The sequence below is a fragment of the Phaeobacter gallaeciensis DSM 26640 genome, assembly GCF_000511385.1.
GTDB classification, from domain to species: Bacteria; Pseudomonadota; Alphaproteobacteria; order Rhodobacterales; family Rhodobacteraceae; genus Phaeobacter; species Phaeobacter gallaeciensis.
This window is the reverse complement of sequence record NC_023137.1, coordinates 704,330-728,990: the sequence shown is the minus strand read 5'-3', so window position 1 is coordinate 728,990 and position 24,661 is coordinate 704,330. Positions and strand designations below refer to the sequence as shown.

26 protein-coding genes are annotated in these 24,661 nt (G+C 58.1%); 15 read left to right on the top strand and 11 right to left on the bottom strand.

From position 1 onward, the window contains the following. Nucleotides 1-15: 15 nt before the first annotated feature. The 4 genes from GAL_RS03515 to GAL_RS03500 are packed head-to-tail and all read right to left on the bottom strand — an operon-like array spanning nt 16 to nt 4,023. A complete protein-coding gene (locus tag GAL_RS03515; protein WP_040104208.1) occupies nt 16-1,533 on the bottom strand; it encodes a phospholipase D family protein in 1,518 nt (505 codons plus the stop codon). Then, nucleotides 1,508-3,232, bottom strand: a complete 1,725-nt coding sequence (locus GAL_RS03510; RefSeq protein WP_244462773.1) for a sensor histidine kinase — start codon at nt 3,230-3,232, stop codon at nt 1,508-1,510. The genes GAL_RS03515 and GAL_RS03510 overlap by 26 nt, the downstream gene beginning before the upstream one ends. Nucleotides 3,233-3,287: 55 nt before the next feature. Beyond that, nucleotides 3,288-3,833 (bottom strand): RNA polymerase sigma factor, encoded by a 546-nt coding sequence (locus GAL_RS03505; RefSeq protein WP_024096212.1) that lies wholly within the window; start codon nt 3,831-3,833, stop codon nt 3,288-3,290. Then, nucleotides 3,826-4,023 (bottom strand): NepR family anti-sigma factor, encoded by a 198-nt coding sequence (locus GAL_RS03500; protein ID WP_024096211.1) that lies wholly within the window; start codon nt 4,021-4,023, stop codon nt 3,826-3,828. Before GAL_RS03500 ends, GAL_RS03505 begins: the two co-directional genes overlap by 8 nt. A 97-nt stretch (nt 4,024-4,120) precedes the next feature. On the opposite strand from GAL_RS03500, the gene GAL_RS03495 reads away from it, so the two are divergent. After that, a complete protein-coding gene (locus tag GAL_RS03495; RefSeq protein WP_024096210.1) occupies nt 4,121-4,936 on the top strand; it encodes a response regulator in 816 nt (271 codons plus the stop codon). A gap of 103 nt (nt 4,937-5,039) precedes the next feature. Here GAL_RS03495 and GAL_RS03490 read toward each other — a convergent pair whose 3' ends face one another. Together GAL_RS03490 and GAL_RS03485 are read right to left on the bottom strand one after the other, a co-directional pair. Then, the gene (locus GAL_RS03490; RefSeq protein ID WP_024096209.1) at nt 5,040-5,537 is read right to left on the bottom strand and encodes a Dps family protein; all 498 of its coding nucleotides are present in this window, start codon (nt 5,535-5,537) and stop codon (nt 5,040-5,042) included. Nucleotides 5,538-5,724: 187 nt separating this feature from the next. Next, the gene (locus GAL_RS03485) at nt 5,725-5,889 is read right to left on the bottom strand and encodes a DUF1328 domain-containing protein (protein WP_024096208.1); all 165 of its coding nucleotides are present in this window, start codon (nt 5,887-5,889) and stop codon (nt 5,725-5,727) included. 119 nt (nt 5,890-6,008) lie between these two features. On the opposite strand from GAL_RS03485, the gene GAL_RS03480 reads away from it, so the two are divergent. Continuing rightward, nucleotides 6,009-6,323, top strand: coding sequence for a hypothetical protein (locus GAL_RS03480; protein WP_024096207.1), 315 nt, complete (start codon nt 6,009-6,011; stop codon nt 6,321-6,323). 96 nt (nt 6,324-6,419) lie between these two features. Here the strand turns inward: GAL_RS03480 and GAL_RS03475 are convergent, their stop codons facing one another. Continuing rightward, a complete protein-coding gene (locus tag GAL_RS03475) occupies nt 6,420-7,292 on the bottom strand; it encodes a MurR/RpiR family transcriptional regulator (protein ID WP_024096206.1) in 873 nt (290 codons plus the stop codon). 149 nt (nt 7,293-7,441) lie between these two features. Between GAL_RS03475 and GAL_RS03470 the strand changes: the two genes are divergently transcribed. The 7 genes from GAL_RS03470 to GAL_RS03440 all read left to right on the top strand — a co-directional run bounded on the left by GAL_RS03470 (nt 7,442) and on the right by GAL_RS03440 (nt 15,602). Beyond that, entirely contained in the window at nt 7,442-8,251 is an 810-nt protein-coding gene (locus GAL_RS03470) for an N-formylglutamate amidohydrolase (protein WP_024096205.1), read from the top strand. Further along, nucleotides 8,244-8,840: a TRAP transporter small permease subunit gene (locus tag GAL_RS03465; protein ID WP_024096204.1), complete on the top strand. Its 597-nt coding sequence runs from the start codon at nt 8,244-8,246 to the stop codon at nt 8,838-8,840. Before GAL_RS03470 ends, GAL_RS03465 begins: the two co-directional genes overlap by 8 nt. Continuing rightward, complete coding sequence (locus GAL_RS03460) at nt 8,840-10,342, top strand: TRAP transporter large permease (protein WP_024096203.1); 1,503 nt, start codon at nt 8,840-8,842, stop codon at nt 10,340-10,342. The genes GAL_RS03465 and GAL_RS03460 overlap by 1 nt, the downstream gene beginning before the upstream one ends. Nucleotides 10,343-10,393: 51 nt before the next feature. After that, nucleotides 10,394-11,428, top strand: a complete 1,035-nt coding sequence (locus GAL_RS03455; protein ID WP_024096202.1) for a TRAP transporter substrate-binding protein — start codon at nt 10,394-10,396, stop codon at nt 11,426-11,428. 116 nt (nt 11,429-11,544) lie between these two features. After that, a complete protein-coding gene (locus GAL_RS03450) occupies nt 11,545-12,897 on the top strand; it encodes a glutamine synthetase family protein (RefSeq protein WP_024096201.1) in 1,353 nt (450 codons plus the stop codon). 82 nt (nt 12,898-12,979) lie between these two features. Further along, nucleotides 12,980-14,362, top strand: a complete 1,383-nt coding sequence (locus tag GAL_RS03445) for an aldehyde dehydrogenase family protein (protein WP_024096200.1) — start codon at nt 12,980-12,982, stop codon at nt 14,360-14,362. A gap of 94 nt (nt 14,363-14,456) precedes the next feature. After that, nucleotides 14,457-15,602: an iron-containing alcohol dehydrogenase gene (locus GAL_RS03440; RefSeq protein ID WP_024096199.1), complete on the top strand. Its 1,146-nt coding sequence runs from the start codon at nt 14,457-14,459 to the stop codon at nt 15,600-15,602. 179 nt (nt 15,603-15,781) lie between these two features. Here GAL_RS03440 and tmpB read toward each other — a convergent pair whose 3' ends face one another. After that, nucleotides 15,782-16,405 (bottom strand): (R)-1-hydroxy-2-trimethylaminoethylphosphonate oxygenase, encoded by a 624-nt coding sequence (gene tmpB / locus GAL_RS03435; protein WP_024096198.1) that lies wholly within the window; start codon nt 16,403-16,405, stop codon nt 15,782-15,784. After that, the gene (gene tmpA / locus GAL_RS03430; RefSeq protein WP_024096197.1) at nt 16,402-17,547 is read right to left on the bottom strand and encodes a 2-trimethylaminoethylphosphonate dioxygenase; all 1,146 of its coding nucleotides are present in this window, start codon (nt 17,545-17,547) and stop codon (nt 16,402-16,404) included. Before tmpA ends, tmpB begins: the two co-directional genes overlap by 4 nt. 111 nt (nt 17,548-17,658) lie before the next feature. On the opposite strand from tmpA, the gene GAL_RS03425 reads away from it, so the two are divergent. The 3 genes from GAL_RS03425 to GAL_RS03415 all read left to right on the top strand — a co-directional run bounded on the left by GAL_RS03425 (nt 17,659) and on the right by GAL_RS03415 (nt 20,043). Continuing rightward, nucleotides 17,659-18,516 carry a LysR family transcriptional regulator gene (locus GAL_RS03425; protein WP_024096196.1) on the top strand — a complete coding sequence of 286 codons (858 nt, stop codon included), beginning with the start codon at nt 17,659-17,661 and terminating at the stop codon, nt 18,514-18,516. Between the two features lie 131 nt (nt 18,517-18,647). Continuing rightward, a complete protein-coding gene (locus GAL_RS03420) occupies nt 18,648-19,019 on the top strand; it encodes a hypothetical protein (RefSeq protein WP_024096195.1) in 372 nt (123 codons plus the stop codon). Between the two features lie 331 nt (nt 19,020-19,350). Then, nucleotides 19,351-20,043: a response regulator gene (locus GAL_RS03415; protein WP_024096194.1), complete on the top strand. Its 693-nt coding sequence runs from the start codon at nt 19,351-19,353 to the stop codon at nt 20,041-20,043. 21 nt (nt 20,044-20,064) lie between these two features. On the opposite strand, the gene GAL_RS03410 is transcribed toward GAL_RS03415, so the two are convergent. Both GAL_RS03410 and GAL_RS03405 read right to left on the bottom strand, forming a co-directional pair. Next, nucleotides 20,065-20,784 carry an ATP-binding protein gene (locus GAL_RS03410; RefSeq protein ID WP_024096193.1) on the bottom strand — a complete coding sequence of 240 codons (720 nt, stop codon included), beginning with the start codon at nt 20,782-20,784 and terminating at the stop codon, nt 20,065-20,067. Then, nucleotides 20,774-22,171: an extracellular solute-binding protein gene (locus GAL_RS03405; RefSeq protein ID WP_024096192.1), complete on the bottom strand. Its 1,398-nt coding sequence runs from the start codon at nt 22,169-22,171 to the stop codon at nt 20,774-20,776. Before GAL_RS03405 ends, GAL_RS03410 begins: the two co-directional genes overlap by 11 nt. 244 nt (nt 22,172-22,415) lie before the next feature. Here GAL_RS03405 and GAL_RS22755 point away from each other — a divergent pair, with 244 nt between their 5' ends. The 3 genes from GAL_RS22755 to GAL_RS03395 are packed head-to-tail and all read left to right on the top strand — an operon-like array spanning nt 22,416 to nt 24,595. After that, nucleotides 22,416-23,273 carry a hypothetical protein gene (locus GAL_RS22755; RefSeq protein ID WP_244462774.1) on the top strand — a complete coding sequence of 286 codons (858 nt, stop codon included), beginning with the start codon at nt 22,416-22,418 and terminating at the stop codon, nt 23,271-23,273. A gap of 18 nt (nt 23,274-23,291) precedes the next feature. Continuing rightward, nucleotides 23,292-24,161, top strand: coding sequence for a sensor histidine kinase (locus tag GAL_RS22750; RefSeq protein WP_244462775.1), 870 nt, complete (start codon nt 23,292-23,294; stop codon nt 24,159-24,161). Then, on the top strand, nt 24,158-24,595 hold the full coding sequence (locus GAL_RS03395; protein WP_024096191.1) for a response regulator: 438 nt from the start codon (nt 24,158-24,160) through the stop codon (nt 24,593-24,595). The genes GAL_RS22750 and GAL_RS03395 overlap by 4 nt, the downstream gene beginning before the upstream one ends. Nucleotides 24,596-24,661 lie beyond the last annotated feature (66 nt).

Here is a 24,661-nt window from a genome sequence, read left to right as displayed (position 1 = left end):
TGGCAGCTTTTGCAATCACACCACATCTTCGGTCGCGCCCGGCAGCGCTTGCTGCAAATCCGCCATCTTCTGCGGATCATGCGGCACCAGAAATCCACTGCGGGTCTGTGGCAGGCGAACGCCGTTGCGCTGTATCTCACGCTGCCACCAGTCCGCCGCTGTCTCGACAGCGCGGGCCTCCGCAGGCATCTGATCTTGGTGCCACCAATGGGCACACATCGCCTGCCAGGTTTTCGCGACGCGCTGCTTATCGGTGATCCGAAGCGCGACCTCCGTGTCCCAGCGCATAGATCGCCCATTCATATTGGCGGACCCGATCATCGCAAAGTTGTCATCAGTAATCAGTACCTTACTATGCACATAAATCACAGGTGACCCCGCCAGAACCGATGGGGCTTCACGACTCGCCAGACTCGGCTGTACAGGACTTGCGATTGTGGCCCGCGTACCAAAGGCCGCCTGCACCGTCTCCAGAGCCTGCCCCTGCAACGCCATACCGTAGCGCGCATCCAGATCGCGATTTCCCTCAAACGCCACATCATCCGGCAGCGCTGGCAAGACCAATATCAGCGAGAGATCAGGGTTACGTTTGGCGGCGGCGGCCAGCCCATCAGCAAGCACGCTGGACCGCAGGAACTGGGTTTCCAGATAGATCAGATGTTCCGCCCGTTCGAAGGCAGCCAGATAATCCTCCTCGATCTCGCGCAGGACTGTACGGGGCGATACCGCCCAGAACCCAAAGCGACGCGGCGCAGAAATCGTGCGCCGAATGAGCTGTCCCTCAGGCGGTGTTTCTTTTCCGGCAACATAGCGCTGGAAATGGCGCAGGTAATGAGCCGCCTCCCGCGCCTCAGGCCCGCTGACCAAAAGTTGCACATCCGCCCAGGTCTCCTGCGATGGCAAATCGTGTTTTAGCGTGTCGCGGCGCCGGTCATTCAGATCCAACCCACCAACATACAGAAGGCGCTCATCAATCACCGCCAGTTTCTGATGATGGGTGACCGGGCGGACCTCTGGGAGGACCTCATCGCCTGGGGCACCCTCCGACGGGGAGGACTGTCCATGGCCGGGATTCTGCGTTTTCTTCATCTTGACGAAAGGGCCAAAGGCAAGTCGCGGCAGAAGGCCCGCGCGCGCCGGGTGCATCGCCCCCTCGACCTGAAGACGTCCCACCGCATCATTGGTGGCGCGACGGGCCAGCCGTACGGAAATAGCCTGCGCCTGTTCCACACTGCGCTTGGTCTTCTGATGAAGCTCCTGTCCCATGACCGGGTCAAAATCGCTGATCACCAGATGAAAATCGACACCGCGTGCAACTACGTGTTCAACCAGATCAGACCATGTTTCGCCGATGGCCCGAGCTTCGGGGCTGAGCAAGGCGGTCGAGAAATCGAAAATACGGAAACTGGCCCGCACTTCTTTTTTCGCGCCAAGCACTGCGCGTTCAAACGCAGGCCACGCCTGCGCCGCCGTTACCAGAACCTCAAAAACCTCAGGATCGGTCGCGTCACCCGGTATGTCGGAGGTCCGCATTGTCATTTGCACCCTTTTGTTCCGCGATCGCCGCTGCTGCGGTATCATTACTACGCGGGAAGACGACCTCGTAAGTAAACGCGGTCTCAGTTTCCGTAACCTTGGCGTCACCGTTCAACTGGGCGACAAAGGCCTTGATTAGCCGCGCGCCGAGCCCGGTCGTGAAATGGCGATCTTCATGTGCCACTCCAGATCGCGGATCCAACGCATTATGGATTGCAAGATGGCACATACCGTCTTTCTCTTCGGCGAAAAAGACCTGAACCACGCGTCGTCCATCCTCAGCCGCACCAGCATATCTAACCGCGTTGGTCAGCGCCTCAGCGACCAGCATGGATAGGTTTACTGCATCATCCTGGTTGAGCGGAACAGTCTCAAGCTTGGTTTCTATGGACACAGCGGCATCAGAGCCAAGCGACATGGCCGCGACCTCCTTCGCCAAGGCGGTGATCAGTTCAGCCGCATCGACGGTTGTGACGTCCGGGTTGGTATTCAAAGAGCGGTGGATCGCCGCCAACCCACGCACCCGACGCTGGAGCTGCGCCAACACCGTACGTGCCTCATCTGAACGCGCCGACCTGGCCTGCATGTTCATGATGGAGGCGATCAGCTGCAGATTGTTCTTCACTCTATGGTGGATTTCACGCAAGAGTATTGTTTTCTCGCGCAGATCGATTTCGCGGCGCTCCTCTGCCTTGCTGAGGATCAATACCATCCGGTTGAAGGATTGCTGTGCCTCGGCGAATTCACGTGGCGGGTTGATCAGCTCCAACTGCGCCTGTTCGCGCTCACCCAAAGCATAGCGCCGCATCGCCGCGCGCAGATCGCTGAGGTGACGGATCACCAATCGGTGCAGACCAAATACCCCAACAACCATACCCGCCAGCCACATCAACACTGGAAAGGCCAGTGTGAAGACCCAACCGCCCGCGCCGGTGGCCATCTTGGCCTTTGCTGCCGGCCAGCTGCCCACAACCGCAATCTCGCCCGGTATGATATCGCTCACTGCAAAGAACCGTTCTTCACCCGCGTTCGACTCTGCAAAAAATGTCTGGCCGGATCGCGCCATCAAATCCTTGCGCACTGATGTTTTTGGCAGGATCAACCCCGCCTCGGACCGAGGTTCGGATGCAGACAGGACGTCGCCCTCCTCATTGATCGTGGCGAAGCGGATCCCTTCCAGTTTCCAGTCATCGGTAAAGAAGCTGCTGGTCAGCCGGTTCGGGATCGCCAGAACCAGATAGCCAACTGTCCTGCCCGCCTCTTCGACGGGACGAGTGAGGGACAACTCAAAACCATCGCTGCCGTCAAGATTGCGCCCGACGCCATAAGACGACGCGCCGCGGGACAGTGCACGTTGGAAGATCGCTGTATTGGCGATACTGGCCTGCCCACCACCCGAGCTGCAGATCCGCTGCCCGTCCGGTCGGAACAAGCCCGCGAAGGAATAGGCCCCCTGCTCCGCCACAAACGATGTCATCATCGCATTGCATGCCTCGGGCTGATCGCTGAGTGGAAGCGCAACTGCGCTGAGCGCTTCAGCAGCGCCATTTGTGCGCTGCAGAAGCTCACGCTCAGCCAAGGCGGCGTTCTCCGCCCGCGCCAAAATGGCGACGCGCGACAGTCGGGCGGCCTCATCTATTACCGAATAGGTTTGATAGATGGCAATCATGCCCAGCGGCAACAGGGCCAAGGTCATGAGAGCGGCGAGCCTGAAAAACAAGCCGCCGGCCAGTGCCCGCCCCAACTTCATGTTATGCCACGCTTTGCTGCGACACGATGCCAGCAGTGACGGTATCCGTCAGCTCCATCGGCTCATCTTCGTCAAGGTTCATCAACTCCGCCAGCCGTGCACGTCCGCGATTGACGCGGCTCTTGATCGTACCGACTTTGACGCCGCAGGTTTCCGCTGCTTCCTCATAGGAGAAACCGCCGGCACCGACCAGCACCAGCGCTTCGCGCTGCTCATCGTTTAGCTGTTCGAAAGCCGCGTTGAAATCGCGCATGTTGAGGCGTCCGTCATGGTCCGGTTTTTGTGACAGCTGTTCGGAGAGAACCCCGTCAGCGTCCTCGACCTCGCGGCGGCGCTTACGGCGGAGAGAATAATAGGTGTTGCGTAGGATCGTGAAGAGCCAGGCACGCATATTGGAGCCTTCTTCGAATTTTTCGATATTGGTCCAAGCCTTAACCAACGTGTCTTGCACCAGATCATCGGCCATAGCTGTGTTACGGGTCAGGCTGATGGCAAAGGCGCGCATCGCACCCAGGTGATCAACCAGCTCGTCTCTAGGGTCACTCATTGGTGTCACCCGCGCTGCTGCCTGAGGATTTCGTGGGGTCTGCCCCTTTCGCCTTCAGCTGATCCAGCAGGTTAGCAAAACGATCCGGAATAGGCTCGGAGGCCAACGTATCGAAGGCCTTCTTGAGATTGCTATCGATCTCTCGCTCGACCGCATCGCTGCGTGTTTCAGTTGCCTTGTGCTTTTCCATACGATCCAACTATATTTTTTTTACGTAGGCTCTGGAACCAAACGCAGTTACCGAGAGTATGGTTCCATATGTAGTCAGAAAAAAAGGGACATATCAAATGACCGCCCCGACGGGAGAAGTTCTTGCCAATCAGATTGGGTCTAACCTGCCATTTCTGCGCCGTTACGCCCGTGCGCTAACAGGCAGCCAGACAAGCGGTGACACCTATGCCCTTGCTACACTGGAGGCGATCTTGGCCGAGCCTGATCGTTTCGAGCCTGAGCTTAAGGCCAAGGTGGCCCTTTTTCGCGCTTTCCACATCATCTGGAGCTCCAGCGGCGCGCCGCTGGAAGTAGATGAGCCCGACAGCGGGTTGGAGACACAGGCGCAGAAGCATTTGCGCAGGCTCACGCCCAACACCCGCGAGGCGCTGCTGCTGCACACCATTGAGGACTTTAGCACCGCAGAAGTGGGCCAGGTCATGGATGTCAGCGCCACAGAAGCGGGAGAGCTGGTCAAGATCGCCTATCAGGAAATGTCAAAATCCACCTCCGGCCGCATTATGATCATTGAGGATGAAGCAATCATCTCCATGGATCTTGAAGGGATTGTGTCGGATATGGGCCATCGCGTTACAGGTATTGCCCGCACAGAAGATGCCGCGCTGAAACTCGCGCAGCAGGAGACCCCCGACCTTATCCTGTCGGATATCCAATTGGCAGACAATTCCAGCGGCATCGACGCGGTGAACAAGATATTGGCAGCGCATGATGACTGCCCGGTCATTTTCATCACCGCCTTCCCCGAACGGCTGCTGACCGGTGAGGGGCCGGAGCCTGCGTTCCTGATCTCGAAGCCCTATACTGAGGATCAGGTCCGTTCAGCTGTCAGCCAGGCGATGTTCTTCTCTTCGACCGAGACGCTCAAAGCCTGATCAACGACCAACGCTTTATTTGTGATAGCCGCCTGAAATCAGGCGGCTATTTTTGAGTGTTTATGGAAAGGTGACAGGCTGTCAGCGGCCAGTCTGGGCGGTGTTACCCTTTTGAAATGGCACGCAGCATCCAAGCCGCCTGTTCATGAAATGCTGAACGCGCGGTGGCCAGATCTTCGGTCACGATGTCTTTGCGATCGCCAGCCAGCTCAGCCAGAGCGTGCAGCCGGTGCGCCACGCGCTCATGACTATGGGCAAGATCTTCGACCATTTCCGCTGCCGTCAGCCCACCAGGTTTGTCCTCCAGCTTCGACCGGCCCACGATATCGGCAAGGCTGGACGGCGCCAGATGTCCCAGAGCTCGGATTCTTTCGGCCAGATCGTCGGCAGCAGCAAACATATTTTCATATTGTTCTTCGGTCAGCTTATGAACCGAATAGAACGCCGGACCTTCGACATTCCAGTGATAGGCGTGAGTTTTGAATACAAGGCGGTAGGTGTCAGCCAGCACGTCGGCAATGCCACTGGCAATTACAGATGTGTCGCGGACGCCGGTGGCAACATCGTCGCGGCTGGGCACAACTGAAAGCGCTTCGCTCATTTCATCGTCTCCTTTAACTATGTCGTTATCGTTGACCCAACGTATGTCGGTAGCTGAGGTTCCATATTTTCTAGACCCTGTTTTGATCCGCCCGGCGACCGCCGCGAAACATTGAACTGATACGAAAAACGGGCGGAAGTCAGCACCTCCGCCCGTCTGTGTCAGGTCCGGATCCAAGATCTGCATATTACCTGCCCCTGATCACCCGAACGACCATCGCGATGGCGAACAAAATGAGAAATACAAAGAACAGGATCTGAGCAATCCCCGCAGAAGCAGACGCAACCCCGCCAAAGCCAAACAGGCCAGCGATGACTGCGACTACAAAGAATAAGAGTGCCCAATAGAGCATGGCAGCCTCCTTCATATCGTGTTGCGCTGTGATACCTGCCCAACTCAAGCCGCACGGCGATAGTTCCATGGAACCTTCGGCACATTTTACACGTTGAGTGGGGGAAAGGAGATTTCATCATGGCCGCGACCCAAACACAGAACGAGACCAAGAAATCGCCCGCAGCGCGCCGCGCCGAGGGTAACAAAACCGAGGAGACTCAACCGATCGCCGAAAAGGTGAAGGACGTTGGAGAGCAGCTTGAGGATATGGCTGTTCGCAACGCACAAGCCGTCCGCGAGATTGCCAGCGACGGCGTCAAAACCACATCGCAGGCCGTCAGTGATCTGGCGAGCCAAAGCGAAGATTTCGTTAAAAAGAACCCTGCACTCGCTGTGGCAGGGGCATTGGGCGTCGGCGTACTGATTGGTATGGCGGTGCGCAACCGCTACTGATCCAGTTCGCGACGAACAGATAGAAGGGGGGCCGTGGGCCTCCCTTTTTGTATTTCAGGAGACCTTAGGGCATGATGAACCGCCCAGCGGCAGCCGTCAGGTGAATTTACGGAACAGCCGGGTGGTGTCAAAAATTGTGTCCAGCTTCTCATAGCGGGCACGGGTTTCATCCCAGCGCTCTTCCTGTGCGGCAGAGATCATCGCCTCCAGCAGCATCATCGTCGAGATATTGGAATCCCAAGCTGACGGGATCTCCACCCAGCAATTGAACGTCTGGGCCGCCACTGAACCAATGGGGCTCGACCATTGGTCGGTGATCAGGATCACCTGCACACCACGTTCCGAGGCCAGTTCAGCCAACCGTTGCAGATTGGTTTCATAGCGCCGCACATCGAACATCAGCAGGGTGTCGCCTTCGACCATATCCAACACGTAGTGCGGCCAGGTAGCGGAAGAGGACGTCATATGCGTAACGCGCTGTCGGATCGCCTGAAAATGGGTGAACGCATAGTCCGCCAGCGCACGGGTAATGCGCCCACCAACGACATACAGTCGGCCTTCGGTGTTGGCCAACTGACGAACGGCGGCGTCAAACTGCTCTGAGTCGACATTAGAAAACGTCTGACTGAGGTTGTCTGTCACCGCCTGTGCAAATCTGTTCAGCAGATGCCCGTCCGGCGCCTCCGACGCCCAGTTCGCCCGCCGTTGGGTTGGTCCGGAGCCTTTGGCCTCCAACTCCTTCAGCAAGGCCTGGTGAAACTGAGGATACCCTTTGAAACCAAGCTTTTGCACCATACGGGCCACGGTCGGCGTCGACACCTCGGCATTGGAAGCAACGATGGTGATGGAGGCCAGACCAGCGGCTGGGTAATTCGCCAGCAAGGCGTTGGCAAATTTGCGTTCCGCCTGCGTCAGACTCGCATATTGCTCCCGGATGAGTTCGCGCACGGTGGCGGGCGGTTTTGTCACAGTCCGGCTATCCCTCTGTTTTGCCTGCAATCTAAGCACAGCTCGGAAACAAGAGCCATTCAAATCGCAGGTCATCAAACTGACGCTGAAAAGATATTGACACAAAAAGTCGTACGTGAAAACATTTTTCCAAAATCAGGGAGTACCCAATGTCACTGAGCGATTCCAACGCTCCATCTGCCGCCTCGCCAGATCTGCCCAACCGGGCGGTAGAGGTCTGGAATGCGACTGGAACCGGCGCGGTGCTGGTGCTGTGCGAACATGCCAGCAACCACATCCCGGCCCGGTACGAGGGGCTTGGCCTGTCAGAGGAAGATCGCAGCAGTCACGCAGCCTGGGATCCCGGTGCATTGGCGGTTGCCAAGGGCCTATCGGATGCGCTGGACGCGCCATTGGTTGCAAGCTGCGTGTCGCGACTGGTCTATGACTGCAACCGCCCTCCCGAAGCCCCGAGCGCCATGCCTGCCAAATCGGAACTGATCGAGGTGCCGGGCAACCGCGATCTGGACGCAGCAGCGCGGGCAGAACGGGTGGCAACCGTCTACGACCCTTTCTGTGCGGCTGTGGCCAAGGTAATTGCAGATCGCAAGGCTGCAGGTCGTGAGACGATGCTGGTCACCATTCACAGCTTCACACCGGTCTACTACGGCAGCCCACGCAGTGTCGAAATCGGCATTCTGCATGATGATGATACGCTGCTGGCCGACGCGATGCTGGACGCGGCACCTGCGCTGTCCCATCGCCAGGTTGAGCGCAATGCGCCTTATGGTCCGCAGGACGGCGTCACCCATTCCCTGGTGCTGCATGGACAGGATAACGGTCTGGCCAATGTGATGATTGAGATCCGCAATGATCTGCTGCGCACCCCAGAACAGGAAACCACCATGACCGAAGAGTTGCTGTGCCTGTTGCGCCCGGCTCTCGCGACCCTCGTTACAAAGGGGGCCGCCGATGCCTAGAGCCATCAAAAGCTACGTGCGCGCCATTGATGCGATGAACCGGCTGATTGGTCGTTTTGCCATGTATCTGATCTTTGTGCTGGTCGGCGTGTTGCTGTGGTCGTCGATCTCCAAGACATTCTTCAACCCGTCACTCTGGACGTTGGAGACCGCACAGTTTGTCATGGTTGCCTACTACATCCTGGGCGGGCCTTACTCGATCCAGATGGGCAGCAACGTCCGCATGGATCTATTCTACGGGTCCTGGTCGCTGAAGACCAAAGCATGGGTGGACGCCTTCACCGTGCTGTTCCTGATGGTCTATCTGAGCGTGCTCTTTTACGGGGCCATCAGTTCCACAGCCTATTCGCTGGGCTATTTCGGACTCGAACCCTTTCAGTTCTTTGGCGACCTTCTGATGACCCTTGTGACCGAAGGTCTTGACGCTGCCAGCGCCAAACTTGGCTATCTGGAGCGCAGCTCCACCGCCTGGCGCCCCTTCATGTGGCCCATCAAAACCCTCCTCTGTTTCGGCGTCTTTCTGATGCTGCTGCAATGCCTTGCTGAATTGTTCCGTGATCTCGGACGCCTTCGCGGAGACGACTTCTAATGTCCTATGAACTCATCGCCATTATGATGTTTGCCGGCATGATGCTGATGCTGATGACCGGTCAGCGCGTGTTTGGTGCCATCGGATTTGTCGGCGCTGTTGCGGGTCTCCTGCTCTGGGGCACCGGCGGCAGCGAAATCCCCTTCTCCGCAGCCATGAAACTGATGAAATGGTATCCGCTGCTGACGCTGCCGATGTTCATCTTCATGGGGTACGTGCTGTCGGAATCCAAGATTGCCGATGATCTTTACCGCATGTTCCACGTGTGGATGGGCCCGGTCAAAGGTGGGCTTGCCATTGGCACCATCGGCCTGATGGTCCTGATTTCCGCGATGAACGGCCTGTCCGTGGCAGGTATGGCAATCGGTGCCACCATCGCGCTGCCGGAACTCTTGCGCCGGGGGTATGACAAAACCCTTGTGACCGGCACCATTCAGGCCGGATCCTCCCTAGGCATTCTGGTGCCTCCTTCGGTGGTGCTGGTTCTCTATGCGATGATTGCGCGCCAGCCTGTCGGGCAGCTGTGGCTTGCCGGCGTCGTGCCGGGGCTTTTGATGGCGACGATGTTCATCATCTACATCTATCTGCGCGCCCGTATGCAGCCCGAGCTTGGCCCGGCGATGAGCCCGGAAGATCTGGCCGAATATGAACGCATCAGCGATCATCCGCTGCGGCTGAACTATGTCGTGCTGGCACTGCTTGTATTGGTGCCGCTGGTGGTCAAACTCGGCATCATTGAGGCAAAGCCCACAATCGGCGTGGCGCTGGTCGGGTCTGTTCTGGCCTTTGTGACCCGCAGCATTCCTGCCTTCTATCACGATGTCTTCATGCGTGAAAAATATCGCCTGCTGTTTTCCGGCGTCCTGCCGCTGGCGATTTTTGCCGCGATGATGGTGCCCTTTGTCAACGGCTGGACCTCGCTGGTCGAAAGCTCCGCCATCGGCGCGATGACCGCCTTTATCGCCGCCATCCTCAAAGGCCGCATGAACAAGGAGGTGTTTGAAACCTCTGTGCGCTCCACACTCGGCATCTCCTGCATGTTCATGTGGATCATTCTGGCCGCCCTTGGCTTTGGTGCGATCTTTGATGGTCTGGGCGCGGTGAAGGCGATCGAGGATCTGTTCACCACGCAGCTGGGGCTATCGCCTTGGATGATCCTGATCCTGATGCAGCTGAGCTTCATCGTGATGGGCACATTCCTGGATGACACCGCGATGCTGGTCATTGTGGCACCGCTTTATGTGCCGCTGGTGGGCGCGCTGGGGTTCGATCTGATCTGGTACGGTGTGCTCTATACCATCACCACCCAGATCGCCTATATGACGCCGCCCTTCGGCTATAACCTGTTCCTGATGCGGGCAATGGCGCCACCGGAAATCGGGCTGAAAGATATCTATGTCTCAATCATCCCCTTCGCCGCGGTGATGGTTGTGGCCCTCGCTCTGGTGATGATCTTCCCTCAGATCGCCCTATGGCTGCCCGAATATGTTTACGGAAAATAACCCTCAGAAGAGCCCTGCAAGGGGGCCGGACATTCAACATGGAGAAGAGATATGACGACAAGACGTAAGTTTATTCAGACTGCCGGTGTCGGTGCCCTCGCAGCCCCGCTGGCCACCCCTGCACTGGCCCAGTCCAAGATCACATGGCGTATGCAGACCTATGCCGGTGCGGCGCTGGCCGAACATGTGGTGAAACCCGCCATCGACATGTTCAACAAGATCGCAGGCGACCGTATGCAGATCGAGCTTTATTATGCCGATCAGTTGGTCCCCACCGGCGAATTGTTCCGCGCCATGCAGCGTGGCACCATCGATGCAGTGCAGTCCGATGATGACTCGATGGCCTCCCCGACCGATGTGACGGTCTTTGGCGGTTACTTCCCCTTTGCCTCGCGCTATTCGCTCGACGTGCCGGTCCTGTTCAACAAATATGGCCTGAATGAGATCTGGGACGAAGAATACTCCAAGGTCGGCGTGAAGCACATCTCGGCCGGCGCCTGGGATCCCTGCCACTTTGCCACCAAGGATCCGATCCGCAGCCTGGCAGATCTGAAAGGCAAACGCGTTTTCACCTTCCCGACCGCTGGCCGCTTCCTCAGCCAGTTCGGCGTGGTGCCTGTCACCCTGCCCTGGGAAGATATCGAAGTCGCCATGCAGACTGGCGAACTCGACGGGATCGCATGGTCCGGCATCACCGAGGATTACACCGTCGGTTGGGCAGATGTGACCAACTACTTCCTGACCAACAACATCTCCGGTGCCTGGGCTGGGTCTTTCTTTGCCAACCAAGGTCGCTGGAACGAGCTGCCGGAAGATCTGCAGACTTTGTTCCGCGTCTGCTGTGACCAGTCGCATTATTACCGCCAGTGGTGGTACTGGGGCGGCGAAGCAGACCTGCGCGTCAACGGCCCGAAAATGGAGCTGACTTCCATCCCCGACGAAGAATGGGCCACCGTTGAAGAGGCTGCCTATAAGTTCTGGGATGAGATCGCAGCCGAAAGCCCGACCAAGGCGCGTGTTGTGGAGATCATCAAGAAGTACAACGCCGACATGCAGAAAGCCGGACGCCCCTACCGCTACGGCTAAACGTCGGTTCACAAATCGGGATTTGGCCTGCGTGGGGTGGGCCAAATCCCTTACTCAAGGAATTTGCCAAACTTTTTTGTCAAAAAGTTCTGGCCTCAAAATGCAAAGGGCTGCTCATGCTCTCCTTCGACACTCTTAAGGACCAGGTTGCCGACGGCACGGTTGATACAGTTCTCGTGTGCCTTGTGGACATGCAAGGGCGCCTGATGGGCAAGCGCTTCCACGCCAAACATTTCGTGAATGGCGCCTGGGAGGAAACCCACTGCTGCAACTATCTTCTGGCCACCGATCTGGCGATGGCGACACCGGATGGCTATGCTTCGACCAGCTGGGAAAACGGCTATGGCGACTACGTCATGAAGCCCGACCTCGCCACCTTGCGCCCGGTGCCTTGGCTTGAAGGCACGGTGATGGTGCTTTGCGATGTGCTGGATCACCACACCCATAAAGAGGTTCCCCATTCCCCCCGCTCCATCCTGAAGCGTCAGGTGACCCGTCTCAAGGAGATGGGGTTTGATGCGATGTGCGCCACCGAGCTGGAGTTTTTTCTCTTCGAGAAGAGCTTTGATGCGATCCGCAAATCAGGATTCCGCGATCTGGAGCCGATCTCGGGCTATAATGAAGACTATAGCATCCTGCAGACCTCTCGCGAAGAGCATGTGTTGCGCCCGATCCGCAATCACCTGTGGGACGCGGGCCTGCCAATCGAGAACTCCAAAGGCGAAGCAGAGACCGGTCAGGAAGAGCTGAACATCAAATACGCCGCGGCGATGGACACAGCAGAATATCACACCATCGCCAAGCACGCTGTGAAGGAAATCGCCCAGCAACAGGGCCATGCGGTGACGTTCCTGCCGAAATGGAGCCACGACAAGGTCGGCTCCTCCTCCCATGTGCATCAGTCGCTGTGGCAGGACGGCAAGCCTGCGTTCTTTGACGAGAGCGATGAGCTGGGCATGTCACCCCTGATGAAGAATTACATGGCGGGATTGCTGAAATACGCGCCGGATTACACCGCCTTCATGGCGCCCTATATCAACAGCTACAAACGCTTCATGAAGGGCACCTTTGCCCCGACCCGGATCATCTGGTCGGTGGACAACCGCACGGCGGGCTATCGTCTCTGTGGCGTCGGCAGCAAAGCCATCCGCGTCGAATGCCGCATTCCGGGCTCGGACATGAACCCTTATCTGGCCATTGCCGGCATGCTAGCCGCAGGTATAGCGGGCATCGAGGAAGGTCTGGAGCTGCAAGCCCCTACCAAGGGCGATGTCTATCAGGGCGACACCGGCATGATCCCAGGCACGCTGCGGGATGCGGCTGTGGCACTCAAAGGCTCGGCCATGTTGCGGACTGCGATGGGCGATGACGTGGTGGACCACTACGTGCGCGCTGCCGAGGTCGAGATCGAAGATTTCGAGCGGATCGTGACCGATTACGAGATTGCCCGCGGGTTCGAGCGCGCCTGAGGCGCGCAGAGCCTTCGGCGAGAGTATCTTTGGAAAGATGACAATGGGGGCGTGGCCTCCGTCAAACCACATGAGGAAGACCATGGGCCAGACCCTGAAATGTATCTCACCGATCGACGGATCGGTCTATGCCGAGCGTGAGACGCTGTCACCGGAGGCCGCAGCGGAGTGCGTGACCGCAGCCCGCACGGCCCAGACAGCCTGGGCTGCCCGGCCCCTGCAGGAACGCATCGACCTGGTGATGGCCGGTGTGGCGGCTGTAGGCGCAATGAACGATGAAATCGTGCCCGAGCTTGCCCATATGATGGGTCGGCCGGTGCGCTATGGCGGCGAGTTCGGCGGCTTCAACGAACGGGCCAGCCATATGGCGCAGATCGCCGAAGAGGCGCTGGCCGATATCGAGGTCGGCGAAGACGCGACCTTCAAGCGCTACATCAAACATGTTCCCCACGGCGTGGTGCTGGTAGTGGCGCCTTGGAACTACCCCTATATGACCGCCATCAACACCGTCGCGCCTGCCCTGATTGCGGGCAATACCGTGGTGCTGAAACACGCCACCCAGACGCTCTTGGTGGGCGAGCGCATGGCGCAGGCCTTCCAGTCGGCGGGCGTTCCGGCGGATGTGTTCCAGAATATCTTCCTCGACCATGACACCACATCAACGCTGATTGCAGATAAGGCCTTCGACTTCGTCAACTTCACCGGCTCTGTTGGTGGCGGTCAGGCGATGGAGCGCGCGGCAGCGGGCACCTTTACCGGTGTCGGGACCGAGCTGGGCGGCAAGGATCCGGGCTATGTGATGGAAGACGCCGATCTCGATGCAGCGGTGGATACGTTGATTGATGGCGCCATGTTCAATTCCGGACAGTGTTGCTGCGGGATCGAGCGGATCTATGTACATGAGAGCCTTTATGACGCCTTCGTCGAAAAGGCCGTGGCGATCGTCAAAGGCTACAAACTGGGCAATCCCCTCGCGCAGGAGACCACCATCGGCCCGATGGCCAATGTGCGCTTTGCAAACGAAGTGCGTAGCCAGATTGCCGAGGCCGTTGAGGCAGGCGCCGTGGCTCATATCGAAACATTTGCAGAGGATGACGGCGGCGCCTATCTGACCCCGCAGATCCTGACCAATGTGACCCATGACATGCGGGTGATGCGCGACGAGAGCTTTGGCCCCGTGGTGGGCATCATGAAAGTCACCTCCGACGCGGAGGCCATCCAGCTGATGAATGACAGCGAATTTGGCCTCACGGCCTCGCTGTGGACGCGCGATGTCGAGCGCGCGACCCGTGTTGGTGATCAGATCGAAACCGGCACCGTCTTCATGAACCGCGCCGATTACCTGGACCCCGGCCTGTGCTGGACCGGCTGCAAGAACACCGGGCGCGGGGGCGGCCTCTCTGTCATCGGCTATCATAACCTCACCCGTCCAAAATCCTATCATCTGAAAAAGGTCACGGGCTGAACCCCGTCATCTTTCCGAAAAATACTCCGGGGGGCTTGCCGCAGGGCAAGCGGGGGCAGCGCCCCCTCCCCGGCTTCATCACAGGAACACACCTATGACTCTTGTTGGAAACTGGTCCTACCCGACCGCAATCAAGTTTGGCGCTGGCCGGATCAAGGAACTGGCCGAGGCCTGCACGGCAGCGGGCATGAAAAAGCCGCTGCTGGTCACCGACAAAGGCCTGGCCGATCTGCCGGTCACCCAATCCACGCTCGATATCCTGGAGGCTGCGGGCCTCGGCCGGGCGATGTTCTCAGAGGTTGATCCCAACCCGAATGAGAAGAACCTGGAGGCCGGTGTTGCCGCCTATAAGGCAGGTGACCATGACGGGGTGATCGCTTTTGGCGGCGGCTCGGGTCTCGATCTGGGCAAGATGGTCGCTTTCATGTGCGGTCAGAGCCGTCCGGTGTGGGATTTTGAAGATATCGGCGACTGGTGGACCCGTGCCGACGCTGATGCCATCGCCCCGATCATCGCGGTGCCGACCACAGCGGGCACCGGTTCCGAAGTGGGTCGCGCCTCCGTGATCACCGACAGTGTGACCCATCAGAAAAAGATCATCTTCCACCCCAAGGTGCTGCCCACCGTGGTGATCTGCGATCCCGAACTGACCGTCGGCATGCCGAAGTTCATCACCGCAGGCACCGGTCTGGATGCCTTCGCGCATTGTGTCGAGGCGTTCTCCTCACCCCATTACCACCCGATGTCCCAGGGCATCGCGCTGGAAGGCATGCGCCTGGTCAAGGAGTATCTGCCACGCGCCTATGCCGACGGCACCGACATTGAAGCCCGTGCGCAGATGATGTCCGCCGCCGCCATGGGCGCCACCGCCTTCCAGAAAGGTCTGGGCGCAATCCACGCCATGAGCCACCCGATCGGCGCTGTCTTCAACACCCACCACGGCACCACCAATGCGGTCTGCATGCCTGCGGTGCTGGCCTTCAACGCGCCGGAAATCCGGGAGCGGTTCAATATGGCGGCGGCCTATCTGGGCATCGAAGGCGGCTTTGAAGGCTTCTGCACCTATGTGCAGGACCTGAACGACAGTCTCGGCATCCCGCGCGGATTGTCCGAACTGGGCGTCACGGAGGCGGCCATCCCCGACCTGGTAAAGGGCGCGCTGATTGATCCCTCCTGCGGCGGCAACCCTGTCGTTCTTGACGAGGCCAATCTCACCCAGCTGTTCAAGGATGCCATGTGATCTAAGCAGAGCATATCTGCAATGATCCTGCGGCTGCGCTTGTTCCGTCCCCCGGCTAAGCGCAGCACATAGATGACCCGGCGCGTCTTTGACGCAGCATAGGGCACCTTAAGACTGCGGCCCCTCTCCAAGCTGAGAGAGGCCGCATTTTTCGTCTAATTCTATCGTCGGCTCAAAACTTAGCCGGGCACACCGCAGTGACGGTCCACCATGCGCTGCACCATTGGCGCGAAATGCCAGAAATCAGGGGTTTCCATGCCCGCCCGTTTGCCTGCCTCATCAAGATAGCGCACCGCGATAATCTCTTTCAGGTTTGGATTGGCCTCAAACTCCGCAACCTCCCCAGCGTTCATCGGCCCGCCCTGAAGCTCCAGCGTATGGACGGACGCAGGGGACAGCCGTTTGAAATACTCAGGCTTCGTCGCGCAGAGATACCGTTTGGCCGCAACGTGGTAGCGGCAGCAATCCGTGATCACACTGGGAAAGAACCGCTCCAACACCTCTGCGCCCGCGTCCTCATGATGGCGATCCTCTGTATCATCGGGATGATAGGTGCCAAACTCCGAGGTGAAATGGCCGATGTCATGCAACAGCGCGCCGACGATGATCTCCTCAGGCTGACCATTCTGCTCGGCGATGGTGGCGCCCTGCAGCATATGTTCGCCCATGGTCACCGGCTCGCCCAGATATTCCTCCCCGCCGCGCCGGTCGAAGATGGAGCCGAGGAAGGCGACGATTGTGTCCCGATCCAACGTCGCTGGTGGGACATGCGTGGTTGCTGGCTGTGGCTGGCTGCTGGTCATTCGGCCGCCTCCGCCAACGCCTGACGTCGCCGCGCCTCATGAGCCGACCGCAACCCGTCTTTGTCAGCATAACACCCCTGCAGCCACCGTGTCCCCTCGCCCGAGTAGCCCTTGCGCGCGTGCAAGACGCGGGTGTTGTCGACCACAAAGGCCTCGCCGGGATTGAGACGGAACGTGACCTCCATCGCCGTATCGTCGATGATCTCGCCCAACCGGCGATAGGCCGCATAATAAAGCGCCATCTTCTCGAACGGGACATCCTGCACCGCCGCCAGTGACCGGTTGTTAAAACGCACCCCGATCAGCTCCCCATCGGGGGCCAGCTCGATCATCGGGCGACGAGAGGTCAGGCAGACCCCGGCCTCGCCTGCGTATTCAAATCGCGCACAATGCTCCGCCAGCACATTGAAATAGGCTTCATTCTCGGCCTTGAGACGCAGCGCGGCGGCAAAGCCGTCCACGACCATATTTTCGCCCCCGGCAGCTGAGCTTTCGAGGCAGTAGAGCACCTGAATGGTCGGCACCGGATCGCGATAGGGATTGTCAGTATGCGCTTGCAAGCCCAGACCCGTGAAGGCGAGGTTGGTCGGGTTTACTTCGGTGCGCACCTCAAAATGGCGCCCGTAGTTGGTCTCACGCACGTGTCCGAAGAGATCGACCACGCGGAACAATGCGCCGTCTTCGATCGGCCCATTGACGACCTTACCAAAGCCATAGCGCGTCACAGCGCCCAGCCAGTCGCCCAGCGCCGCACCGCCAGCTTCCAGCGCTGCAAAATCGCCGGTGGGCACGCCGTCCATCAGCCCCGCGTCCCAGGTCTCGACCCCGTCTGCAAGCCAGCCCGCATCCTCGGGTTGGGTCTTGTCGTAGGCATGAGCCTCCAGCCACGAGATATCATAGGCCACGTTCTTGTTTTCGGGTGTAAACTGTACCTTGAGACTGCCGCCCTGCAGCGTGGCCTCCGCAATCATGGTGTCTGCCGGGATGTCCCGCAATGCGATCAGGCGCTGACCGTTGGCTTCGGCGCGGGTTTCCGGATCGCTGGCATTGTCGCGCAACCAGATCGCATGAAAGCGCAGCTCAGACGTTCCAAGAGATAGGGTAAGATAGTCGCCCGCCGGGGCAATCGTGACTGTCGGCATGATATCCTCATTGATGGTCCGCAACGCGGAAGATGACTCTTGCGCGCATGTTGCCATTGCCCCTACATAATCTCAAATTAGGAATATCCGCACTAAGGCCAAGGTCAGCTAATGCAACAGCAGCGCCCCACCCTGCCGCCCCTGGAATGGATCCGCGCCTTTGAGGCGGCGGCACGCTGCGGCAGCTTTACCGCGGCGGCTGCGGAAACCGGGATCACTCAATCCGCCATTTCACAGCGTATCGCCCAGCTGGAGAAACGGCTGGGCACAGCGCTGTTTCACCGCCACCCCCGCGCCGTGACCCTGACCGTGGAGGGCGAAGCCTGGTTGCCACACATCCAGTCGGCTCTGGATACAATGCGCGACAGCTCCGAAGCGCTGTTTGGCACCGGACGACGACAGCTGACGATTTCCGCAAGCCAATCGGTCATTGATTTGTGGCTCACCCCGCGGCTTGCCGCCCTGAGCGACGTCGCAGGCGGCCAGTTGGCGATACGGACCATGGTTCTGGGCGCCCATGATGCGGTAGAGGACGAGGTGGTCCGCATCCGCTACGGTGTTGGCGACTGGCCGCATCCCTACAAGCTTCCGCTCTATTCCGAAGGGATCGCCCCCATGGCCTCCCCGGAGTTGATTGGCCGCAGAGGCGGGCACTGGAGCGAGTGGCCCCGGATTGCCTGCTCTGGACCTCGGCCGGGATGGCCGGATTGGGTTGCCTGTCACGGCGGTGGATCAACGCCGGTGCCGCATCTGCGATTTGATACGTTTCTGTCCGCTCTGGGGGCGGCCCGTGCCAGCACTGGCGTGCTACTGGGTTCCCTGCCGCTCTGCCATCAGGATCTGGCAGCCGGGCGGCTGGTGCGGATGGGTCAGGACCGCCTTGACCATCACGCCACCTATTGGATGATCGCTGGGCAGGATGCGGTCAGCCGTGCCCAATGGGCCGAGCTAACCCAAATCATGACCTGAAGACCTGACGGTATACTTGTGGGCTCAGGCGCGTATTGTCGCGCTGGCAGTCTGCCACATTGCCCTGCTGCGGTAGACCCGACATCTTCTGCGCTCAATAGGTTCTCAAACCGTTTGGAGCATGAACGCGCATGAATATCTGGCTCTTGGCCGCTGGTGGTCTGTCTGTCATCAACACCCTATTGCATATTTTTGCCGGCGGTCCCAGCGTCGCACGCCCACTGCTGGAGGCACGCGACCTGTCGGCAGAAGTGCGTTACGTAAATTATTACTGCTGGCATCTCGTAAGCATAAACTTGGCGGCTGTGGCGGCGCTCTTCCTCTGGGCCGCCTGGTCGGGCGAGGCCGAAATCGCTACAATCATCGCCACTGGCCTGGCCACTGCCTACGCCACCTGGGGGCTCTCATTGCCGATTCTAAATGGTCAGAGGTACAAGGACATTCCTCAGGGTTTTTTGTTCGTCCCGGTGGCACTTTTAGGACTCGCCGGCCTGATGCTCTAGCGGGACACCAACCTCCGCAACGCTGATACAAACGATTTTACGAGGGCATTGCGGCAGGGTAACTCTAGGAAAACAGCATCGCCTCAAACAATTTCATAGATAAAGTAAAATCGAAGAAATCTCAAAAATACTGAGACCTATTATGCGATCACCCCATGAAAACAGGAGAAAAACAGCCTTAACAGCATATGAACATGGGGAGCCAGCCACTTGAAGAAACACAACTCCCGGCTGTCTGGTTAAAGTCTTAACGACAGGAGGCAGGCATATTAATCTTTCATTAAGGCTGAAATGTCAGTTTCTGGCCACAGTCTTTGGAAAGGGCGTCATCATGAATGGTACTGAGGTTACAATAGAGACCAGCCACCCGACACTGCCCTCCAGCAACCTCTGCGTCTTGGTGCTGGACGACAGTGAATTTGACCGGACGCGAATGCGTCGGCTCATTGCGCAGGCTGATCGGACGGTCGAGGTGATTACATGTTCGGACATTCAAGACCTCGAAAAAGCACTGGAAGAGAACATTGTTGATCTCTGCCTGATTGATCACCAGTTGCGCGACGCCTCTGGCCTTGAAGCGGTCGCCGTGGTCAAAAAACGGCTGGAGACCGAAGAGGTGCCAGTGGTAATGATCTCTGGCCGCGAAGATACCGAGGCGGTGGTCAGTTCCATTCGCGCCGGTTGTGTGGACTATGTCGGCAAGGGCAATCTGACCGCGGAAAAACTGCATGGTGTGATCTACAATTCCATTGCGGAGACATTCTCAAACCCGGCGATGAAATCTGAAGTCCAAGACGCCACACGCAACGTGATCCGGGGCATGGCGGAGGGTTGCATCAGTGAATTACAGCCCAAACTGCGACGCATGTATCGTCAGATCTCGTTCATTCGCGGCTGCCATAATCAGGGGCTGACCCCCTCCCCCGAAGCCCTTGATGAGATTGAAACACACTGTCTAAACATCTGGCGTTTCTTCGACGAAATCGAAAATTACAGCAACAGTTTCAATGCGGTCCGCCATTAAGGTGGACCATATCGCCACCCTTCAATCGCGGTGAAGCTGTTTAAGGCGTAATCGAATGGTCGCTCCGTCCCGCTTGGTTCGGGGCGGTAGAGCTTCCACAACACCGCCATAGCTGTCGGCAAGACGCCGTAAAATCGCGAGGCCCATCCCTGCTCCCCCGGTCTCCGCGACAGAAAACTTGCTCATTGGATCAAAGACCTGTTCCAATTTTCCATCCGGAAACCCAGCCCCGTTGTCACGTAGCATCATGTCCCAGTACCCGTCGCGCAAGCGCCTGGTCACGGCAATGCGCACCGGTCCCTCGTTGTGCTCGGCAGCATTTCCCAACAGGATCAGAAATATCGACGTCAACGCATCGGGATTCATCTCGATTTCCGCCGGATCAAATCGGGCCCGCACCTGCATGTCACTCGGCAGGTTCAGCGCCGCAATCGCCCGTTCCAGACAGGTTCTGACTGAAACCCGCTCTGTCTCGCGATATCCGGTCTTGGAGTACCGCGACAGCTGATCAAGCATCATGTTCAGCTTTTCCGCATGGCGCCGCATCAGGTCAAACGACTGCGCAGGCCCCTCGGGCAGCACAACGCCGACATCCTGCAGGTCCTCCTCAATCCAATTCGGCAATTCAGCGATGGCCCGCACCGAACCACGCAGGTCGTGAACGATTTTATAGACCACTTCCATCATGGCCTGATCGCGCATGGTCTGGCTCAGAGCCGGATCGGGTGTGTCATGTTTCATCGGTAAGAGCCTTTCGCAGGTCTGCAGGATAGGTATTGCGCAGCGCCATCCAGCGGCGCGATTGCACCTCCTGGCCCACACGATCTGTTGTCGCCCGCCAGGACTGAGCAACATTATCCAGCGCAACCTCGGCTGTCACATCCCCGGCCAGTGCGGCCAACAGCCAATAGGACAAAGCCTCAAAATACTCTCCACGCCGCGCCAGATAAAGATCCGGCATCGACGCACGCATCGCCTGCTCATGAACCGTCAGAAACTGCGTGCCATAGGCTTCGATGATAGCCGGATCCTGGTACTGATCGGTTCTGAACGGGTCAAAGAACCCATCAGTCTGGGCAATCGCTGCAGCGCCGACCTGCTGAGAGACGGCATTAACGCAGAATTGATACGCCAGCTCTGGCTGTTTTGTATTCTTGGCAACAACATAACTCCACCCCCAGTTGAAATAAGAGAGTGGGACCACCGCCTCGCCTATACGGCCGCCGGGCAACGACGCGTTGATCATATTGTCGCGCATCACCGATCCGGGCGCATAGAGGCTCTTCTGTGTGCCACCCCAGCCAATATTGGCGTAGATATCGCCCTCCTGATAGCGCGCCCAGTTGGAAAACAGATCCAGATCAGCTCCGATAAGATGCGCGCCAGAGGCAATCATATCCTCCAGCGCGGCGATCCCACGCGCTCCTGCGATCTGCGGTTCCATCGTGGGTGAAAACGGCCAGGCGCCCTTAGCATGAAACCGCGCCCACCATTCCCAGGCGACCTTATCCGCCGTGCGAAACAGGCAGCCGCCATACCGACCCGCGTCCGGATCGTGAAAAAACGCCATCTGTCGGTCCAGTTCATCCCAGGTTTGCGGCGTCGACAACGCGGTACCGGTCTGGTCCGCGTATCTATTGCCGAGGTCCCGATCCTCCATAAACCTCTTGTTATAGAACATTAAAAATACATCACCGTCGGTCTGATACCCCCACAGCTGCTCGTCAAAAACATCGCCGCTGGTGTACATCATCGCATCGGTCAGCCCCTGCGGAGCATATCGCTGTGCAAGCGCATCCAAGGGCAAAATCGCCTCTGCCTCGACAAGGTCCGGGATGCCAAAGGTGGCTGGCAGCGCCACATCAACGCCGACATCGTTCAGCATTGCTTCCAGCGTCAGAACTGCGTTCACCTCGCCGACGCCGACTACGACCAATTCCGTGCGACAGCCGCACATCGCCTCAAAACTATTGGCCACTGGAGCAAGGCTTGCCTCCGCCCCTTGGGGGATCAGAATACGAAGCAGATTAGGATGCTGGTGATCAAGCCCGGAACGCGCTGCGGCAGGCAGGCCTCCAACCCCGCCAAGCGCCAAGGCATGTGTTGTGAAGGCGCGTCTCGTGAACATGGGGATCCTCGCGTGTGGCTCAGTATCTTTAAGCCTATCGACGCCCAGTTAAGGACTGGTAAACCTCTCAACCCTATGTTGAGCACACCAGCAGCAAAAGGGACCCGTAGTGTCGCTAACCGCACGCCTCAGATCTTGTGTCGTTATATGCCTCGCGTCGATTTGCGTCGCGATGTATGCGGAATGGAACGACCTAAGCCGCATTGAGCGCAAGACAGAGAACCTGTCTGACCGGACGATTCCCTTGCTCGACAGAATTGCCGACCTGAGCGACCTGCAACATGGGTTGGAAGTAACACTAGCTCGGGTCAGACTGATCGACGATCTGGACGGGCTGACCGGGCTGGCGCGGCGCGTCGACAATCTATCGCAGTTGTTTCGCGAGAATTTCAGCTACCGAGAAGATACAATCGCGGAAGAATTGTCATCAGCAGATGCGGATGTTTTTCAAAACGTGGTGAAAGGTCGCCAGGACATCGTCGCTCAAAATATCAGGATCAACACCCTTGTTTCACAGGCCGTTGACGAAATCCTGGCGCTGGAAAAATCCATCGTTGTCGCGCAGATCGAATTCGGCAACCAACAGCGTGACGCGCAATCCAAACAGGATGGACCCCGGTCGGTCATCTGGGCAATCGATACAGCCAAGACTTTGGGAGAAATATCTGGCAGCGTTGCCTCACTCGCCATTCTGACCAAAGATTTTGCCGTCGAAACCGGTGCCGCACAGACGGGCGCACGCCAGCGGATGGTGGGAGAAATCAATATTCTTGCCTCTCGCCTTGCCCGGCTGAAAAACCTGGAAGCGCGTCACGACGTTGCGGGTGTATTGGTCGATTATCGCAACACCATGCTGGGCCCGGCCGGCGTGGTCGAAGCATTGTCAGCCCTGCAAACGAGCCAAGCAGATCAGGAGCAGCTTTATGCTGAGGCGGAGGCCGTGCTCAACAACATCGGTGCCTGGACCCGGTCGAGCACCCAGCGTGCAGCCATGGAATTCCGTCAAAGCGCGGCGGAAACAAGCCGTATTGTTGAGCGTATTCGGTTCGTAGATGTCGCCTTTAATATGTGTATGCTTCTGATATCACTTGCCCTTTTGTGATTCATGATTGAGGTACGCATGATTTCGAGGATCCACCGCCTGACCCGCCACATCCAGCGCATGTCCCGCGGCCATCTTGATGATCCGATCGACACCAACGGCTCAGATGAGATTGCTGAAATCGCCAAGGCCGTGGAGAAATCCCGGCTCACTGCGGCCGCCCTGAAACGCTCAAATGAGGAACTGGAACGGTTCGCCTATGTGGCGGCCCATGACCTGCGGGCGCCGCTGCGCGCCATCTCAAATCTGATCGAATGGACAGAAGAAGATTTCGCCGATGAGATGCCCGCTGACGCGCAAAAGAATATCGGGTTGATCCGCAATCGTACCGACAGGTTGTCGGGCCATCTGTCTGCCTTGCTGGACTACGCGCGAGCCGGCCAGATTGATGGTGAACACGGATCCTTCAGCCTGACCAAATTTGCAGATGAGCTCAGGCTCTACTTCAATTCCAACTCCGCTTTCGAAATCAGGGTAGAGCAGGATTGTGGCCCCTTCGGTGCCTATCTGACACCGCTGAAAACCATTCTGATCAATCTTGTCAGCAACGCGAGCAAGCATCACGACAGATCCTCAGGCACGATCCGCATAAGCAGCGAGCTGTACCCCAACTACGTCGAGATCACCGTGGCCGACGACGGGCCCGGGATACCGAAACAATATCAGGAACAGATCTTTGTTCTGTTTCAGACGCTGAAATCCCGTGACGAAGTGGAGGGATCCGGCTTGGGCCTAGCACTTGTACAAAAACTTGCCAGATCTCTGGGCGGCAGCGTGTCCGTCGTTTCCAACCCGGATGTGGCCCGCGGCACCGTGTTTACGGTCCGTGTTCCCCTTAACGCCCCCTCAGCAAAGACACAGAATGACATCCAAGGATTGGCCGCATGACCAATAGAGAATCCGTTACATTTCTGATTGTAGACGATGACGAGGTTGCCGTGATGGCGATCAAACGCGCGTTGAAAAAACTACGTCTTGTGAACCCGATTGAAGTTGTCGGCGACGGACAGGAAGCCCTTGATCTGCTGCGGGGAGTGAATTCCACCGCGCTTGAGCGCCCGTATATCATCCTTCTGGACCTGAATATGCCGCGTATGGGGGGGCTGGAATTCCTCGCTGAGGTGCGTGAGGATAAAGAACTGGCGAACTCAGTGATTTTTGTTCTGACAACGTCCGATGCACCCTCGGACATTGCTGTTGCTTATGAGCATAAGATTGCCGGCTATATCGTCAAAGAGAACGCCTATGATGCGGTGAAATCTGCGGTGGAAATGCTGGGTGCCTATGTCGAAATCGTGTCGTTGGAAAACAAACAGAAGTGAAGATTTTTGCAGGCTCCAACGCAAAACATCTCTTCAGTCACCACGCCTTCTGCGCGCAACTGAAGT